Origin of the sequence: Aeromicrobium sp. Root344 (assembly GCF_001425755.1) — a bacterium.
Taxonomy (GTDB): Bacteria; Actinomycetota; Actinomycetes; order Propionibacteriales; family Nocardioidaceae; genus Aeromicrobium.
In genome coordinates, this window is sequence record NZ_LMDH01000001.1 from 1,866,944 (window position 1) to 1,880,512 (window position 13,569).

The following is a 13,569-nucleotide window of genomic DNA, read 5'->3' on the forward strand; positions in this document are numbered from 1 at the left end:
TGTCATGAGCACCACCGTCCCCGCCACCTCGCCGTTCGAGGGGGAGTCGTTCTTCGCCGGCCTGTCGCGCCGGCTCAAGCTGAGCGTCTTGTCGGTCGCGTACGTCCTGTTGGCCGTGCCCGCGCTCGTGCTCCTCTGCGTCCTCACCACAGCCCTCGGCGTCGCGATCGTCGGCGTCGGCATGGCACTCCTCCTGATCTTCGTGCCGCTCAACCAGCAGCTGGCCAACGTGCACCGCCGGCTCGCCGGGCGCATCCTCGGCATCCACATCGAACGGCCGTACCTGCCCACGAAGTCGGTGTCGGGTTTCGGCCTGCTCAAGCGCTGGGTCGCCGACCCGGCCCGCTGGCGCGACTTCGCCTGGACCTACATGTCGGTCACGGTCGGCTGGGCCCTCGCGTGGATCTCGTTCGGCCTCGGCCTCGGCGTGCTCTGGTACCTCGTCTTCCCGTTCGTCTACTGGGTCACGCCCAACGGCGTGTTCGACATGAACTACGGGTTCTTCCGGCTCGACACCCAGGCGGAGTCGTTCTTCGAGTGGATCTGGCTCCTCGTCGCGTTCAGTCTCTGGTGGTGGCTGCTTCCCGTCCTGATGCGCTGGCGCGCCGAGCTCGACCGGGCGATGCTGTCGCCCACGCGGGAGTTCCTGGAGCGTCGCGTGGCCGAGGTGTCGCAGTCACGTGCCGAGACGATCGACCACTCAGCCGCCGAGCTGCGCCGCATCGAGCGCGACCTCCACGACGGTGCCCAGGCCCGGCTCGTCGCGCTCGGCATGAACCTCGGCATGGCCGAGGAGATGCTGGCCAAGAACCCCGAAGGCGCCGCCGCGATGCTGGCGGAGGCGCGAGCCGTGACGACCTCCGCGCTCGGCGACCTGCGCTCGGTCGTACGCGGGATCCACCCTCCAGTGCTCGCCGATCGCGGTCTGGCCGGTGCGATCCAGGCCCTGGCGCTCGACATGTCGCTGCCGGTGTCGGTCATGATCAACCTCGCGGGCCGGCCGGCAGCGCCGGTCGAGTCGGCGCTCTACTTCGCCACGAGCGAGCTGCTCGCCAACATCGGCAAGCACTCCGGTGCGACGCGGGCGGTCATCGAGGTCACGCACGACGGAGAGGCGCTCAAGGTCGTCGTCGAGGACGACGGCGCGGGCGGCGCTTCGATCAACGCCGGCACGGGTCTTGCGGGGGTCGCGCGACGGCTGGCGGCATTTGACGGCACGATGGACGTGGTCAGTCCCGTCGGGGGGCCGACGGTCGTCACCCTGGAGGTTCCGTGCGCGTTGTCATCGCCGAAGATCTCGCCCTCCTCCGGGACGGCCTGACCCGGCTCCTGGAGGCGTACGACTTCGAGGTCGTGGCGGCGGTCGAGGACGCGGAGAAGCTCGGCGAGGTGCTCCGGACCCACGATGCCGACATCGCGGTGGTCGACGTACGCATGCCGCCGACGTTCACCGACGAGGGCCTGCGGGCGGCGATCGCCGCCCGCGCGGAGCGCCCCGGATTCCCCGTGCTGGTCCTGTCGCAGTACGTCGAGCAACTCTATGCACGTGAGCTGCTCGGCAGCGGTGACGGCGCGGTCGGCTACCTGCTCAAGGACCGCGTCGCCGACGTCACGACGTTCGTCGACGCCGTGCGTACGGTCGCCGGTGGCGGCACGGTGCTCGACCCCGAGGTCGTCTCGACGCTGATCGCCCGCGCGCAGCCCGACAGCCCGATCGCCCGCCTGACCGATCGCGAGCGAGAGGTGCTCGGCCTGATGGCGGAGGGCCGCTCCAACGCCGCGATCGCCGCCGCCCTCTTCGTGACCGAGAAGGCCATCAGCAAGCACACCAGCAACATCTTCATGAAGCTCGACCTCGACGCCGACGACGACAGCAACAACCGCCGCGTCCTCGCCGTGATCGCCTACCTGCAGGGCTGAGCGGTGACCTGGGTCGAACCTGGTCCCGCAGGCGGTGTCCTGGGTCGAACCTGGTCCCGCTGGCGGTGTCCTGGGTCGAACCGGAGTCGCCGGCGTTCGACCCAGCTCACCGCCGCACGCACGACGACGAAGAGGGCGGGCCCCGCTCTCCGGAGGGTGGAGAGCGAGACCCGCCGGTCCCTGACGCCTCAGGCGTCGACGCGTTCGAGGTCGGCCGGACGGCCTTCGCTGATGCCGATCCGGTCGTGCAGCCGGCGCAGGAACGGCGGCGCCCACCAGTTGCGCCGCCCGAGCAGCGCCATCAGCGATGGCACCAGCATGGCCCGGACGATCGTCGCGTCGATCAGCACCGCCAGCGCCGTGCCGATGCCCAGCTCCTTGATGAAGATGATCTGCGACGTCGCGAACGCGCCGAGGGCGATCGCGAACAGCAGGGCGGCGGCCGTGACGATGCGGCCCGTACGTTGCAGTCCCAGGGCGACCGACTCCCGCTCGCCGGCGCCGGCGTCACGCGCCTCCTTGATCCGGGTCAGCAGGAACACCGCGTAGTCCGTCGACAACCCGAACACGACCGCGAACAGGAACACCGGCTGTGACGACTCGAGCGCGCCCTGGCTCGAGTAGTCGAGGAACCCCTCGAACCGGCCGTCCTGGAAGATCAGCACCAGCACGCCGAACGTCGCACTGATCGTCAGCACGTTCATCAGCAGCGCCTTGATCGGCAGGATGACGGAGCCGGTCATCAGGAACAACGTGATGAACGTCAGCAGGGCGAGGATGGCGAGCGCCAGCGGGATGTTGGCGGCGATCGACGCGACCTGGTCGACCTGCTCGGCGCTGGCACCGCCCACGAGCACCTTGCCCGGTGCGTCGGTGTCGCGGATCTCGCCGACCAGGTCGAGCGTCTTGTCGTCGAGCGTCGTGCCGGTGGGGACGACGTCGAGCTGCCAGGTGTCGTCGCCCAGGAACCGGGGCGGCGCGACCTGTGCGACGCCGTCGAGCGCCCCGAGCGTCGACGCGTACGCCTCGAGCTCGGACTGGTCCGACTCCGGCGCGGTGACCGCCACGATGACGGGGGAGGACTCGGCGCCGACGAAGTCCTGGCGCAGCACCGTGTCGACGGTCTTGGCCGGGCTGCCGTCGGGCAGCACCGTGGCGTCGACGCCGGTGAACTTCACGCCGAGGAACGGGGTGCCGAGCGCCAGCAGGATCGCGGCGCCGGCGATCGCGGTGCCGACCGGGAAGCGCATGACGAACTTCGAGACGCGGTACCAGAAGCCCTGCACTTCGGCGCGGGACTCGGCGATCTGGGCCTCGCGCCAGCGGCGAGGCGCGAGGGCGTTGACCCGGTGCTGCAGCACCGCGAACAGGGCTGGCAGCACGATCAGCGACACCGCTGCGGCGGCGAGGGCGACGACCGACACGCCGATGCCCATCGAGTAGAGGAAGCGCAGCGGGAAGACCAGCAGCGCGAGCCCGGCGCCCGCGACGGTCACCGCCGAGAAGGCGACGGTACGCCCGGCCGTGGCGACAGTTCGGCGGACGGCCTCGGCGCCCGGGCCCACCCGCTCGAGCTCCTCGCGATAGCGCGAGACGAGGAACAAGGAGTAGTCGATCGCGAGGCCCAGGCCAAGGCCCGTGATGAGGTTGAGCGCGAAGATCGAGATGTCGACGAACTCGTTGATGCCACGCACGACCAGCAGCGAGGTGACGATCGTCAGTCCACCGACGAGCAGCGGCAGGAGGGCGGCGACCGCGGACCGGAACACCCACAGCGACACCAGGAACAGCAACGGGAACGCGATGAGCTCCGCCGTCACGAGGTCGCTCTCGACGTGCTCGTTGACCTCCTGGTACGCCGGGCCGAAACCGCCGACGCGTACGCCGTCGACCCGCCCGAGCTCATCGCGCAGGTGCTCGGTGGTCTTGTCGGAGTCGACGCCGGAGCGGTAGATCGCGGCGAAGTAGGTCTGGGTGCCGTCCTTGGAGACGAACTGCTCGCCCATCTCCGGTCCGCCCACGACCTGCTTGACCGACGGGTCGGACAGGATCTCCTGCGTCTTGGCGATCGCCGCCTTGTCGTCGACGTCGACGAGCGCGATCAGGCTGGGCGAGGCGTCCTGGCCCGCTGCCTTCTCGATCTGGTCGATCGCCTTCGCGCTGCTCGCGCCGGTGTCGGAGAACGAGTCGTTGTCGCTGTTGAGCAGCCCTGCGACGGGCCCGCCGAGCACGCCGGCGAGGACGAAGAACAGGACCGTCACGCCGAGCACGCGACGCGGGTGGGTGTTGGCCAGGCGGCCGAGTGCGTTGAACATCAGAACTCCTTTGCGACGGCGAGCGGGTCGCCGTACAGCTCGGTGAGGTCGAGGGCTGCCACCACGGTGAGCAACATCCCCTGGGCCATGAAGTCGCGGACCTCGTCCGCTGTCGCGCCGCTCAGGGCGGCGATGTCCTGCCAGATCTCGCGGTAGGTCCGCTGGGCGACGTCCTTGATCGCGGGGTCGGAGCCGGCTGCCCAGGTGTGCAGCTGGCACCGCATCGAGTTGACGTCGTCGTTCATGAAGCCGATGTAGGCCATCGCCATCGCCTCGAGCGGTGACGTGCCGGGATCGCGGTTCTCCGCGGCCTCGCGGAAGGTCTTGCGGAGGTTGAGTGTGTGGTGCTCGATCGCCGCGGCGATGAGTCCGGCCTTGGTGCCGAACAGGCGGAACAGGTAGGGCTGGGACACCCCGGCGCGCTCGGCGATGACCTCCGTGGAGGTCGCATGCATGCCGGATCGGCCGTACTCCTCGATCGCTGCCTCGAGGATCAGGACCTTGCGATCCTCGGCCTTCATACGCGTTGCGGGTGCCATGCGGATCAAGTTAGTGACGACTCACAAACTTGTCAATCACCGGTTTGGTGAAACCGTGGGCCCGCCGACGGTTCCGCCGATACGCTGACGCACTGTCGCAATCCATCGGAGGAACCGCATGTCACGTCATCTTCGCCTGCTCGCCGCTTTGGTGGCGGCGTTCGCACTGGCCGCCGCCGGGCTCGTCACCACGTCGGCCCAGGCCGCCACCACCGTGTCGGTGTCGGGCCGGGTCGTCGACGCCAACGGCGTCGGCATCCGCGGACTGAGCATCAGTGCAGAGCGCGGCGACGAGGACTACGCCGACTTGGGCCTCACCCGGACCGGCGGCACGTTCAACGTCACGGGATACGGCGACCTCACCCCCGGCACGTGGACCATCGTGGTGTCCGACGACGACGCGAACCCCGAGTACTCGACGACGTTCAAGAGCGTGACGCTCGTCGCCGGCGCCAACGCGCTGGGCGACATCCAGGTCCAGCTGTCCTCGACGGCCGAGGGATCCGTCACGGCTCCGTCCGGCCGCAAGCTGTCCAACGTCGAGGTCATCGCGCTGCCCGGCGACGGCACGTTCCCGGACGAGCCGGACCCGTCGTTCTTCTACAGCCTCGGCTTCGGGCAGACCGACACCTCGGGTGCCTTCCGCATGACGGGACTCTCGGTGGGCCAGTACACGGCGTTCTCGGTGTTCGAGGAGGACCAGGAGCTGCCGACGCACCACGTCTCGTTCGACGTGGCGACTCCGGGCCAGACGGTCACCGGCGTCAACCTGACCGGGATCAAGGTGCCCCCGTCCGTACGCATCAAGGGCACCTCGCCGGCGAAGGGCAAGGCGACGCTCACGCTGACGGTCAGCGCCGCGCAGTACGGCATCGCCAACGCGGGGGGCCGCTTCGACCTCTACCTCGGTTCGAAGAAGATCCGCTCCGCCGTCGGCTTCACGAATGGCAGCCGCACGGTCCACCTGATCGGGCTCGCCGCAGGCAAGCGCACCTTCAAGTTCAAGTACCTCGGCTCGACCGACACCCGTTCCGCGTGGTCCAACAAGATCACCGTGACGGTCAGGTAGCCGCCGGGTCGTCACTCTGGCGGTACGTGGCTCTCGCTGCCATGCTCAGGGACGGAAACAGGAGGTCTGCATGGCACTCGTCGAGGTCAACGGCGCACGGATCAACATCGAGGACACCGAGGCGCCGGTCGGCCGGCCCGACGCGGCGACGGTCGTGTTCGGCCACGGGCTGTTGTTCAGCGGCCGGATGTTCGACGACCAGGTCGACCGGCTGGCGCCGCGCTATCGGTGCGTGACGATCGACTGGCGCGGCCAGGGCCGGTCACCGGCGGCCGACGGCGGCTACGACATGGACACGCTGGCCGACGACGCCGCGGCGATCATCCAGGAGCTCGCGCTCGGCAAGGTGCACTGGGTGGGGCTGTCGATGGGCGGGTTCGTCGGGATGCGGCTGGCGGCCCGGCGCCCCGAGCTGATCCGCTCGCTGAGCCTGCTCGACACGAGTGCCGGACCCGAGGACCCCGAGAAGGTCGGCCAGTACCGGCTGCTCGCCAAGATCTACGGCCTGTTCGGCCTCGGACCCGTGCAGTCGCGGGTCAAGCCGCTGCTGTTCGGACCCACCTACCTCAGCAGCCCGGAGTCAGAGCCGCAGATCGAGGCCTGGCTCAACGAGGTCAAGGCGGTGAAGCGCTCCGGCATGAAGCGGGCCATCTATGGCGTCACCGACCGTGAGCCGATCGCCGACGAGCTCGGCAACATCACGGCGCCGACCCTCGTGGCCACCGGTGCCGATGATGTCGCGACACCGGTGGCCAAGGCCGAGGTCATCCACAAGCTGATCCCCGGCTCGCAGCTCGAGATCATTCCGCTCGCCGGTCACTCGAGCACGATCGAGCAGCCCGACGCGGTCAGCGACCTGCTCGAGGCGTTCATCGACCGGAACTGACCGGCGGCTCGACCACCCACGGCTGCGTGGGCAGCTGCGCCGGGTCGAACGACTTCAGCAGCCCGCCCGGGCTGGCGCCCGTGAGGCCCAGCGATTCGACGATGAGTGCGAACACGTCGACGCCGGCCTCGCGGAGCTCGGTGAACGTGACCGCCCCGTCGCGCTTCGCCAGCCGCTGACCGGACGCGTTGAGCGCCAGCGGCACGTGCACGTACGTCGGTGGGCTCGCCCCGAGCAGGGTGGCGAGGTAGGCCTGGCGCGGCGCCGAGGCCAGCAGGTCGTCGCCGCGAACCACCTGGTCGACGCCCTGGTCGGCGTCATCGACGACGACCGCGAGGTTGTAGGCCGGCACGCCGTCGCCGCGCCGCAGCACGAAGTCGTCGACGGCGCCTTCGTACGTCCCGTGGATCTCGTCCTCGACCCTGAACGTCGCAGCCTCGCTGCGGAGCCGGAGGGCCGCGGGTCGCTCGGTCCGTCGCTCCGCGCGCTGGGCCTCGGTCAGGTCACGGCATGTCCCGGGGTAGGCGCCCGGCGGGTGGTGCGGTGCGGTCGGCGCCTCGAGGATCTCCCGGCGGGTGCAGAAGCACTCGTAAACCCGGTCCTCGTCCTGCAGGCGCGCGATCGCCGCGTCGTACAGGCCGAGGCGCTCCGACTGGCGCACGGGTGGGCCGTCCCAGTCGAGTCCGAGCGCACGCAGGTCGTCGAGCTGGCGCTGCTCGGCGCCGGCACGGACGCGATCGAGGTCCTCGACCCGGATGAGGAACTCGCGTCCGGAGTGCCGGGCCCACAACCACGCCAGGAGTGCCGTGCGGAGGTTGCCGACGTGCAGGTCACCTGACGGCGAAGGGGCATATCGGCCGGCGCTCACCCCACCAGTATGTCGACGGTCTCAGAGCAGCTGCTCGATCGCCGCCCAGACGGCATCCACGCGGTCGTGGGTGGCCAGCCCGCGGGTGACGTACGCACAGGAGTAGCCCTTCGCGGTCGACACCCACGCCGACGAGCCGCCGATGCCGCCCATGCCGATCTCGACGTCGTCCCGCTGGAAGCCGAACGTCCACGACACCTCCCGCTCGAGGACGAGGTCATGACCTGCGGCCTGCACCGATGTGTACTCGCGCAGGAGGTCATGTCCGAGCCGCCGGGCGACCGGGCCGTCGGGGTCGAGCAGGCCGGCGTAGAACCCGGCGAGCGCCGAAGCCGTGGCGTGCAGGCCGATCGCGGGGAACCAGCCCGTGCGCCAGCGTTCACTGTTGACCACGTCGACGTCGAGGGGGCCCACCGGCCGGCCGAGCGAGGCGGTCAGCGCCTCGTTCGGACTGCTGAGGTAGCCGTCCGCCCAGCCCGGCTGCCGGTACGTCAGCTCGGCGACCCGTGGCAGATCGGCGGGGCCGACGGAGAGGTGCAGGTCCCAGGCGTACGCCCGGGCGAGGCTCGCGAAGCGCTCGGCGAGACTCTCGCCGGTCGCCCTCTGCACGACGCCGTGGAGCAGGTGCCCGTACGTCAGCGCATGCTCCGCGATGCCCTCGCCGGGCGGGTGCAGGGGTGCGGCGTCCGCGAGCGCCGCGACCAGTGCCTCGCCGTCGAGCGGGTCGATCGTCGATGCCGCCGGCGGGAACGCGTAGAGGCCGGACTGGTGTGACAGCACGTGCCGCAGCGTCGTGGCTTCCTTGCCGTGCGCGCCGAACTCGGGCCACACGTCGGCGATCGGCTGGTCGAGGCCGATCGCACCGTCGGCGACGGCGGTGAGCGCCGCGAGGGCAGCGAACGGTTTCGCGACGGAGTAGGTGTGGACCAGTGTGTCGAGCTGCCAGGGATCACCGGCCGCGTTGCGGGTGCCGACCGCGACGTCGAGCACCTTGGCGCCGTCGTGCCACACCGACACCCCGGCGCCGATCTCGTCGCCGGTGTCGGCCGAACGCCGTACGAGATCGCCGATCGTCGACCAGTCGGGCTCTTGGGGCATGGCGTCACAGTGCCACGCCACACGGCGCGCGCGGGCCGGGTTGCGCGACTAGGGTCGAATCATGGCCGAGATCCACACGCCGGACGAGCCCGACTCGGTCGCGGACCGCCCGATCGGCACGCGATCGTTCATCTACGGCACCAAGACGTTGGCGACCGCCGTGGTCGCCCTGATCCTGACCATCGCGAACGGCGGCGACACCGAGCCGGCGTTCTGGGTGCTGGTGTCGGCCGGCGTGCTAGGCGTGATGTTCAGCCTGATCGAGCGCACCACGACCCATGGCGCCGAGGTGGTCAGCCATCGCCGGGTCAACCTCGACGTGCTCGGCACGGTCCTGCTCGCGGTCGTGGTCAACCTCGTGGTCCACGTCGCCCAGCGTTGAGACTGCGCCAACGGGGCGGTCTCGGGCGCAAAAGTCGAATCTCCGGACACCAGCGGCGCGGTCGGGTTACATGGTGTCTGACATACGCCTCGGCGTGAAGCAGGATTCAGGCACGAGGACACTCCCATGCGTTCACATCTTCGGGCGACGGCTGTCGCTGTCGCGACATGCGCGGTGCTCGTGGTGGGGCTCACCGCTGCAGCGGCGCCCGCCGGGGCCAGCACGACACCCACCATGGTCGTCATCGGCGACTCGATCACGTCGCGACACAACGACACCGTGGGCAGCGCGTCCCGTGGGTGGTGGTCCTACCTCGGCAGCAAGCTGGAGCTCCGGGTCATTCGCCACGCCGTACGCGGCTCGGGCTATGGCAAGCGCGGCAAGGCCAACGACGGCACGGACGTCTGCGGTCGCTCCACGTTCCGGCAGCGCCTCGAGAACGCCACCGTCGCCCAACACGTCAAGGCCGCTCGTGTCGTCATCGTCGAGGGCGGGATCAACGACTACATGACGTGCGTCCGCAAGGACGGGGAGTGGGACCAGGTCCGCTCGACCGAGTCCGAGGTCAAGGTCCAGATCCACGCCACGATGGTTCGCCTGGCAGAGCTCCGAGCCTCGGCGCCGTCATCGGTCTACGTGACCGCACCGTTCGGACCCTTTGCGCCGGCCGACAGGACCAAGGCCTGGATCCTCCCGTTCCTCAAGGCCGAGGCCGAGGCGGCGGGCTTCCACTACGTCGACACGGCACACGGGACGCTCTACGGCGATCGCACCAGCGACAAGGTGCATCCCAACGCCGCCGGCAACGTGCGGCTCTACCGCGACCTCTACACCAACGGGGCGATGTATCGATGGGGTGCCGGCTTCAAGGGGATGGACGCTCCGGCGCCACCGACGAGCGGCGCGCCGGTCGCGCCGAGGACGCCCTGACCGCAACGGCCTGTCGGCGGCCGCCTCAGGGCAGGGGCTTCTCGTAGTGCTTGTAGGTCGTGTCGACCTCGTAGCCGCTCCGGTCGTACACCGCCTGGGCGCGCAGGTTGGCGTGTGCCGTCGACAGCTCGATCGCGACGGCGCCGGCCTCGACGGCCAGGGTTGCCGCGGTGTCGAGCAGCGCGTCGACGGCGCCTGTGCCCCGTGCCTCCTCTGACACGTAGAGGTCGTTGAGGATCCAGATCGGCGCGAGGCGCGTCGACGAGAACGCCGGGTAGATCTGGCTGAAGCCGACCGGGACACCGTCGTCATTCCGCGCGAGCAGCACGATCGACTCGTCGCGCGCCAGCCTGCTGGCCAGGAACGACGCCGAGATGTCCAGGTCGTAGGGCTCACCGTAGAACTCGCGGTACGCCGCGAACAGCGGAGCGGCCTGGGAGACGTCGGAGAGCTGGGCGCGGATGACCTTCACGGGAACAGCGTCCCACGCCCACGCCTCGGCGGGATAACGCCCGAGCGCCCAGATCGTTGATCGCGGTAGACGTCGGGGGTCGACGAGGAGGCACCATGGACGAAGCGATCCGCGACTACGCGCGTGGCCTGGCGATCATCGCTGCCTTGGTCCTCGTCGCCCTGGCCGTCGTCGCCAACCCGATGCCGTGGTCGCCGCTCGGTCAGACGTCGGGTCAGGAGCAGGGCGACCACGGGGCGCCGTCCATCGACCTGTCGCGCTTCGACATCCCTGACGGCTGGGTGCCCGGGGAGGGCACCCGACTCGTCGTGCCGAGCGCGCCCGGCACTCACACCTGAGCTATCCGCAGAGCGTACGCACGACCTGGAGGCCCTCCGGCGTACCCGGCCAGTGCCGCTCCAACGCCTCGGGACCCGCGGTGCGTACGACCGAGCGGAGCACCAGCGCGACGACCACGACGTCGTCGGCATAGCCGAGCACGGGGATGAAGTCGGGCACCAGGTCGATCGGCATCGCGAGATAGCCGAGCAGCAGCACGAGACGTACGCGGACCCCACGCGGCAGCGTCCGGTCGCCGGCGAGCCGCTTGATGAGCCGCAGCAGGTCGGGCACGAGCCGGGCGGCGTCTCGCACCGTCATCTCGTCGGGCTTGGCACGCCACAGGAGGACCAGCATCGCCACCCAGACGACCACGAGGCTGCCCGCGCACACCCCCGCGATCGCGACCCAGTTCGGCACGCCTCGCATGATGTCATCCCAAAGGACCTTGTGGAGTGGTGAAGCGTCGCTCTAGGTTGCTGGTGGGGCTCAGTTCACGCGGCGACGAGGGATCGAACGATGGCGAAGAAGCGCCGCAAGCTCAGCTACGAGGAGCCGGTGACCAAGGGCGAGCGCAGCGCTCGGCTGGGTGGGAGCGCCGGCCGCCGCCTGCTCAGGCGCATGGGCCGATCTGATCGGCTCCTGTACGACGCCGAGTCCCAGGCACTCGTCGAGCAGGCCATCGGCTTCCTCCTGGATTCGCAGGGGTTGTCCGTCGACGACGCCAGGAACGTCCTCATCCAGGAGGCCGCCGATCGGGGCCTCACGATGCGCGAAGCCGCCGAGCGGGTCCTTCGACGGGAGAGCTGAGCTGCCTGCGGAGCTCTACGCGTCGTAGTCGAGCCGGAGCTCCTCGCTGACCGGGTGCGCCTGGCAGGTGAGGATGTATCCGGTGTCGATCTCCTCGTCGCAGAGGACGTGGTTCTGGTCCATGACGGCCTGACCGAGAAGAACCTTGGCCCGGCACGTGCCGCAGGCCCCTCCGGCGCAGGAGTAGGGCGGGTCGATGCCGTGCTGCATCGCGGCGTCAAGGATGGTGTCGCCCGTCGATCGCAGCGGGAACGTCGTCTCCGTCCCGTCGACGGTGACGCTCACCTGGCTCTCCACGTCCAGCCCCACCGAGCTGGTGGCCGGCTCGGTGTGGAAGACCTCGGTCAGGACCTGGGCCCCGCGCGGCTTCAGCGACGCTTCCATGACGTCGACCAGGTCCTGCGGCCCGCACAGGAACCACGCATCGACTCGACCGGTCACGACCTCGTCGACCAGCTCGGGGGTGACCCGTCCGCGCAGCCTCGCGCCATCCTCTCGGGACAGCACGTGGTGCACGGTCAGCCGGTCGCCCATGGCGCCGAGCTCGTCCCTGAACATCGCGGACTCCGAGGTCTGGTTCCCGTACACGAGGGTGAACGTGCTGTCCGGCTCGGTCTCGAGGGTCGTGGCGATGATCGACATCAGCGGGGTGATGCCCGAACCCGCCGCGACGGCTGCGTACGTGCGAGAGGCGCTGGGATCCAGTGCGGTGTGGAAGCGGCCGGTCGGGGTCATCACGTCGAGGATGTCGCCGGCCTCGAGGTCGTGGTGCACGTACGTCGAGAAGACACCGCCGGGCACGAGCTTGACGGCGACCCGCAAGGTTCCTGCGGACACGGGCGACACGATCGAATAGCTGCGACGCACGTCCTGTCCCTCGATCATGGCGCGCAGGGTGATGTGCTGGCCCTGGACGTAGCGGTAGTCGTGGGCCAGGTCGTCGGGCACCTCGAACGTGATGAGGCGGCTGTCGGCAGTCAGGAGCTCCGTCGACCGGACGCGCAGCGGGTGGAAGACCGGCCGTCCCGCGGGAACCCGGTCAGGCGTCTGGCCGATGTCGTCGGTCAGCCGTCGCCAGGTGCGGTACTCGGCTGTCGTCAGGGAGCGGCCGAAGACGGTCGAGATGGCGGCATTGCGGTCGAGGTACGCCTGCTCGTTGCGGCGCCACGCACGGACGTAGCGGTAGAACGGCACGCTCGGATGCAGGTGGTGCACCAGGTGATAGTTCTGGTAGACGAACAGCGGCGTCGCCCACCACTCGCCCCCGACGCGGACCCGGGTCGCGCGGTACTTGTCCTGCCTCTGGGTGAACGGCAGTCCGTGGTGCGGCAGGTAGTCGAACCACCACGCGAGTATGCCCATGCCGATCCGCTGCGGGATCAGGAACGCGACGAGGAGCTCGGCACCATGTCCGGCCACGATCAGGGCGGCGAAGGCGGCGAGGACGCCGACCGCGGTCGCCACGGTGCCGACGACCTCACCGCGCGGGCGTTGCGAGATCCTGCGGACGTAGAAGACGAAGTACCACGCCTCGATGGTCATCCAGCGGAACGGGAGCTGCCACCACGGCCCCTCGCTCGTCCAGGCATCCGGGTCGACGGACTTGGGCTCGTTGGTGTTGCGGTGGTGCTCGATGTGGATGAACTTGAGCAGCCGGTACGAGGCGTACGGCGCGACGAAGGGCACCGAGAGGTAGCCGAGTGCATTGTTGAAGCGGGTGTCGGTGCTCGTCGCGTGGTGCGTGGACTCGTGGAGCACGCTGAACATCAAGAACGTCACGGCCGCACCCATCGGGCTCGTGACCCACGGTGACCAGTCCGCCGCCAGCGCCCCGTACATCTCGAGCGCGAACAGCCCGAGGGTCGCCACGTAGAGCGCCACGGTCGGCCAGGCGACGGGGGGGACGCGCTCTCCGGGGTCGGGCAGTCCGAGGACGGGTTGCTGCTGGATGCTCGTCGTCAT

At 69.7% G+C, this 13,569-nt stretch carries 15 protein-coding genes; 8 read left to right on the forward strand and 7 right to left on the reverse strand.

Annotation, left to right across the window (positions count from 1 at the left end; all coding sequences use genetic code 11):
• The first annotated feature begins 4 nt into the window (after positions 1–4).
• Entirely contained in the window at positions 5–1,321 is a 1,317-nt protein-coding gene (locus ASC61_RS09250) for a sensor histidine kinase (RefSeq protein WP_082530555.1), read from the forward strand.
• Entirely contained in the window at positions 1,273–1,920 is a 648-nt protein-coding gene (locus ASC61_RS09255) for a LuxR C-terminal-related transcriptional regulator (RefSeq protein ID WP_056211199.1), read from the forward strand. Before ASC61_RS09250 ends, ASC61_RS09255 begins: the two co-directional genes overlap by 49 nt.
• Before the next feature lie 188 nt (positions 1,921–2,108).
• On the opposite strand, the gene ASC61_RS09260 is transcribed toward ASC61_RS09255, so the two are convergent.
• Positions 2,109–4,235, reverse strand: coding sequence for an MMPL family transporter (locus ASC61_RS09260; protein WP_056211201.1), 2,127 nt, complete (start codon positions 4,233–4,235; stop codon positions 2,109–2,111).
• Complete coding sequence (locus ASC61_RS09265) at positions 4,235–4,774, reverse strand: TetR/AcrR family transcriptional regulator (RefSeq protein ID WP_056211203.1); 540 nt, start codon at positions 4,772–4,774, stop codon at positions 4,235–4,237. The genes ASC61_RS09260 and ASC61_RS09265 overlap by 1 nt, the downstream gene beginning before the upstream one ends.
• Before the next feature lie 118 nt (positions 4,775–4,892).
• Here ASC61_RS09265 and ASC61_RS09270 point away from each other — a divergent pair, with 118 nt between their 5' ends.
• Positions 4,893–5,843, forward strand: coding sequence for a carboxypeptidase-like regulatory domain-containing protein (locus ASC61_RS09270; RefSeq protein WP_157439435.1), 951 nt, complete (start codon positions 4,893–4,895; stop codon positions 5,841–5,843).
• A 70-nt stretch (positions 5,844–5,913) separates the two neighbouring features.
• Positions 5,914–6,729, forward strand: a complete 816-nt coding sequence (locus ASC61_RS09275) for an alpha/beta fold hydrolase (RefSeq protein ID WP_056211208.1) — start codon at positions 5,914–5,916, stop codon at positions 6,727–6,729.
• Here the strand turns inward: ASC61_RS09275 and gluQRS are convergent.
• Together gluQRS and ASC61_RS09285 are read right to left on the reverse strand one after the other, a co-directional pair.
• Complete coding sequence (gene gluQRS / locus ASC61_RS09280; RefSeq protein WP_056211209.1) at positions 6,713–7,597, reverse strand: tRNA glutamyl-Q(34) synthetase GluQRS; 885 nt, start codon at positions 7,595–7,597, stop codon at positions 6,713–6,715. The two genes, ASC61_RS09275 and gluQRS, sit on opposite strands and share 17 nt — an antisense overlap.
• A 21-nt stretch (positions 7,598–7,618) precedes the next feature.
• Positions 7,619–8,695 carry a serine hydrolase domain-containing protein gene (locus ASC61_RS09285; RefSeq protein WP_056211212.1) on the reverse strand — a complete coding sequence of 359 codons (1,077 nt, stop codon included), beginning with the start codon at positions 8,693–8,695 and terminating at the stop codon, positions 7,619–7,621.
• Positions 8,696–8,756: 61 nt separating this feature from the next.
• Here ASC61_RS09285 and ASC61_RS09290 point away from each other — a divergent pair, with 61 nt between their 5' ends.
• Complete coding sequence (locus ASC61_RS09290) at positions 8,757–9,077, forward strand: hypothetical protein (RefSeq protein WP_056211213.1); 321 nt, start codon at positions 8,757–8,759, stop codon at positions 9,075–9,077.
• A gap of 126 nt (positions 9,078–9,203) precedes the next feature.
• Positions 9,204–10,007 carry an SGNH/GDSL hydrolase family protein gene (locus ASC61_RS09295; RefSeq protein ID WP_082530556.1) on the forward strand — a complete coding sequence of 268 codons (804 nt, stop codon included), beginning with the start codon at positions 9,204–9,206 and terminating at the stop codon, positions 10,005–10,007.
• A gap of 25 nt (positions 10,008–10,032) precedes the next feature.
• On the opposite strand, the gene ASC61_RS09300 is transcribed toward ASC61_RS09295, so the two are convergent.
• Positions 10,033–10,479, reverse strand: coding sequence for a GNAT family N-acetyltransferase (locus ASC61_RS09300; RefSeq protein ID WP_056211217.1), 447 nt, complete (start codon positions 10,477–10,479; stop codon positions 10,033–10,035).
• A 95-nt stretch (positions 10,480–10,574) separates the two neighbouring features.
• On the opposite strand from ASC61_RS09300, the gene ASC61_RS09305 reads away from it, so the two are divergent.
• Positions 10,575–10,817, forward strand: coding sequence for a hypothetical protein (locus ASC61_RS09305; RefSeq protein WP_056211219.1), 243 nt, complete (start codon positions 10,575–10,577; stop codon positions 10,815–10,817).
• A 1-nt stretch (position 10,818) separates the two neighbouring features.
• On the opposite strand, the gene ASC61_RS09310 is transcribed toward ASC61_RS09305, so the two are convergent.
• A complete protein-coding gene (locus tag ASC61_RS09310; protein WP_056211221.1) occupies positions 10,819–11,226 on the reverse strand; it encodes a YkvA family protein in 408 nt (135 codons plus the stop codon).
• A 90-nt stretch (positions 11,227–11,316) separates the two neighbouring features.
• On the opposite strand from ASC61_RS09310, the gene ASC61_RS09315 reads away from it, so the two are divergent.
• Complete coding sequence (locus ASC61_RS09315) at positions 11,317–11,607, forward strand: ANTAR domain-containing protein (protein WP_056211223.1); 291 nt, start codon at positions 11,317–11,319, stop codon at positions 11,605–11,607.
• 15 nt (positions 11,608–11,622) lie between these two features.
• Here ASC61_RS09315 and ASC61_RS09320 read toward each other — a convergent pair whose 3' ends face one another.
• A complete protein-coding gene (locus ASC61_RS09320; protein ID WP_056211225.1) occupies positions 11,623–13,569 on the reverse strand; it encodes a fatty acid desaturase in 1,947 nt (648 codons plus the stop codon).

Coding starts and splice junctions, on each gene's coding strand:
- ASC61_RS09250 (WP_082530555.1), top strand. CDS start 5: ATGAGCACCACCGTCCCCGCCACCTCGCCGTTCGAGGGGGAGTCGTTC.
- ASC61_RS09260 (WP_056211201.1), bottom strand. CDS start 4,235: ATGTTCAACGCACTCGGCCGCCTGGCCAACACCCACCCGCGTCGCGTG.
- ASC61_RS09265 (WP_056211203.1), bottom strand. CDS start 4,774: ATGGCACCCGCAACGCGTATGAAGGCCGAGGATCGCAAGGTCCTGATC.
- ASC61_RS09270 (WP_157439435.1), top strand. CDS start 4,893: ATGTCACGTCATCTTCGCCTGCTCGCCGCTTTGGTGGCGGCGTTCGCA.
- ASC61_RS09275 (WP_056211208.1), top strand. CDS start 5,914: ATGGCACTCGTCGAGGTCAACGGCGCACGGATCAACATCGAGGACACC.
- ASC61_RS09285 (WP_056211212.1), bottom strand. CDS start 8,695: ATGCCCCAAGAGCCCGACTGGTCGACGATCGGCGATCTCGTACGGCGT.
- ASC61_RS09290 (WP_056211213.1), top strand. CDS start 8,757: ATGGCCGAGATCCACACGCCGGACGAGCCCGACTCGGTCGCGGACCGC.
- ASC61_RS09295 (WP_082530556.1), top strand. CDS start 9,204: ATGCGTTCACATCTTCGGGCGACGGCTGTCGCTGTCGCGACATGCGCG.
- ASC61_RS09305 (WP_056211219.1), top strand. CDS start 10,575: ATGGACGAAGCGATCCGCGACTACGCGCGTGGCCTGGCGATCATCGCT.
- ASC61_RS09310 (WP_056211221.1), bottom strand. CDS start 11,226: ATGCGAGGCGTGCCGAACTGGGTCGCGATCGCGGGGGTGTGCGCGGGC.
- ASC61_RS09315 (WP_056211223.1), top strand. CDS start 11,317: ATGGCGAAGAAGCGCCGCAAGCTCAGCTACGAGGAGCCGGTGACCAAG.
- ASC61_RS09320 (WP_056211225.1), bottom strand. CDS start 13,569: ATGACGACGAGCATCCAGCAGCAACCCGTCCTCGGACTGCCCGACCCC.